At 74.4% G+C, this 1,955-nt stretch carries 2 protein-coding genes; both read left to right on the top strand.

Going from position 1 to position 1,955, the window contains the following annotated elements; genetic code table 11:
* Positions 1-240 precede the first annotated feature (240 nt).
* Complete coding sequence (locus AC13HU_RS36375) at positions 241-1,650, top strand: rhamnulokinase (protein WP_483046272.1); 1,410 nt, start codon at positions 241-243, stop codon at positions 1,648-1,650.
* A gap of 97 nt (positions 1,651-1,747) precedes the next feature.
* The coding region (locus AC13HU_RS36370; protein WP_483046271.1) for a heterodisulfide reductase-related iron-sulfur binding cluster at positions 1,748-1,955 on the top strand (208 nt) is incomplete at its 3' end.

The raw sequence follows: 1,955 nt of genomic DNA, 5'->3' as shown, positions 1-1,955 counted from the left end.
GCCCCACTCCCCCGATTCCGCGCACCCTACGTATCTCGCGCGTCCCCACGTCACCCGCACACCCGCACGCCTCGCACCGACCGACGTAGAACCGCACCTCATCGCACCACCCCCCACCGACGAACCGCGCCAAGCCGCACCGAGCCCGCACCCGAGGTAACCACCGTGCCCCGCAGCCCCTCCTCCGCCTTCCCGTCCGCGTTCGCCGCCGCCGATCTCGGCGCCACCAGCGGCCGCGTCATGGTCGGCCGGGTCGGCCCGGCGAACCTCGACCTGAGCGAGGCGCACCGTTTCCCGAACCGCCCGGTCCAGGCCGGCGGCAGCCTGCACTGGGACGTACTGAGCCTGTACCAGGGGGTGTTGGACGGGCTACGGGAGGCGGCGCGGGCCGGCGGCGTCACGTCGGTGGGGGTCGACTCCTGGGCGGTGGACTACGGGCTGCTGGACGCCGACGGCCGCCTGCTGGGCAACCCCTTCCACTACCGCGACGGCAGGACGCAGGACGCGGCGCCGCGGGTGTGGGAAGCGGTACCGGCCGAGGAGCTGTACCGGGTCACCGGGTTGCAGCACCTGCCGTTCAACACCGTCTTCCAGCTCGGCGCCGCGCGCGGCAGCGCCCAACTCGCCGCCGCCCGGACGCTGTTGCTCATCCCCGACCTGCTGGTGCACTGGCTGACCGGCACGGTCGGCGCGGAGTTGACCAACGCGTCCACCACCGCCCTGCTGGACGCGGCGACCGGCACCTGGTCGGGCGACCTGCTCGGGCGGCTCGGCCTCGACCCGGAGCTGTTCCCGCCGATCCGGCAACCGGGCGACATCGCGGGCGAGTTGCTGCCGGAGGTGGCGCGGGCTACCGGTCTGGCCGAGGGCACCCCGGTGGTGACCGTCGCCTCGCACGACACCGCCTCCGCGGTGGCCGCCGTGCCGGCCGACCGGCCCGGCTTCGGCTACATCTCCTGCGGGACCTGGTCGCTGGCCGGTCTCGAACTGGACCAGCCGGTCGTCACGGAGGCATCGCGGGCGGCGAACTTCACCAACGAACGTGGCCTCGACGGGACTTTCCGTTTCCTGCGCAACATCATGGGGCTCTGGCTGCTGTCGGAGACGCTGCGCACGTGGGAGGCCGAAGGGCTGCCGACCGATCTCGCACCGCTGCTGGCCCGGGCCGCCGACGCGCCGCCGTTCGCCGCGCTGGTCGACCCCGACGCGCCGGAGTTCCTGGCGCCCGGTGACATGCCGGCCCGGATCGCCGCGTACTGCGGGCGTACCGGGCAGCGCGCCCCCGCCGACCAGGGCGCCATGGTGCGCTGCATCCTGGAGAGCCTGGCGCTGGCACACCGGGCGGCGCTGCGCACCGCGGCCGAACTGTCCGGGCGCGACCTCGACGTGGTGCACCTGGTCGGCGGCGGCAGCCGCAACGACCTGCTGTGCCAACTCACCGCTGACGCAATCGGGTTGCCTGTGGTGGCCGGGCCGACCGAGGCGACCGCGCTCGGCAACATCCTGGTGCAGGCCCGCGCGCACGGCCTCGTCACCGACCGCGCCGACATGCGCCGGCTGGTGGCCGACACCCAGCACCTGCGGCACTACCGGCCCAGCGGTGACCCGAACGCCTGGACCGCCGCGGGCGCCCGGATCGGCCTCGGCTGAGGCCGCCCGCCCGGGCACACCGGACCACCGACCCGACCGCACCCCCGGCCCGCGGCCCGCACCCCCGGACCACGCCGCTCACCCCCGAAGGAGCCGCATGCGCGTCGCACTCTTCGTCACCTGCGTCAACGACGCGCTCTATCCGGGCACCGGTTGGGCCACCGTCCGGCTGCTGGAGCGGCTGGGCGTCGAGGTGGATTTCCCCGCGGCCCCAACCTGTTGCGGGCCGCCCCAGTTCAACACCGGCTACCGGCACGAGACCGAGCCCCTGGTCCGCCGATACGCCGACGCGTTCGAGGGCTACG

The organism is Streptomyces sp. NH27 (genome assembly GCF_056859195.1).
This window is presented reverse-complemented; position numbering and strand designations above follow the sequence as displayed.

Bases quoted from the DNA above. Each gene is read 5' to 3' on its own strand.
- AC13HU_RS36375 (WP_483046272.1), top strand. From the start codon at position 241: ATGGTCGGCCGGGTCGGCCCGGCGAACCTCGACCTGAGCGAGGCGCAC.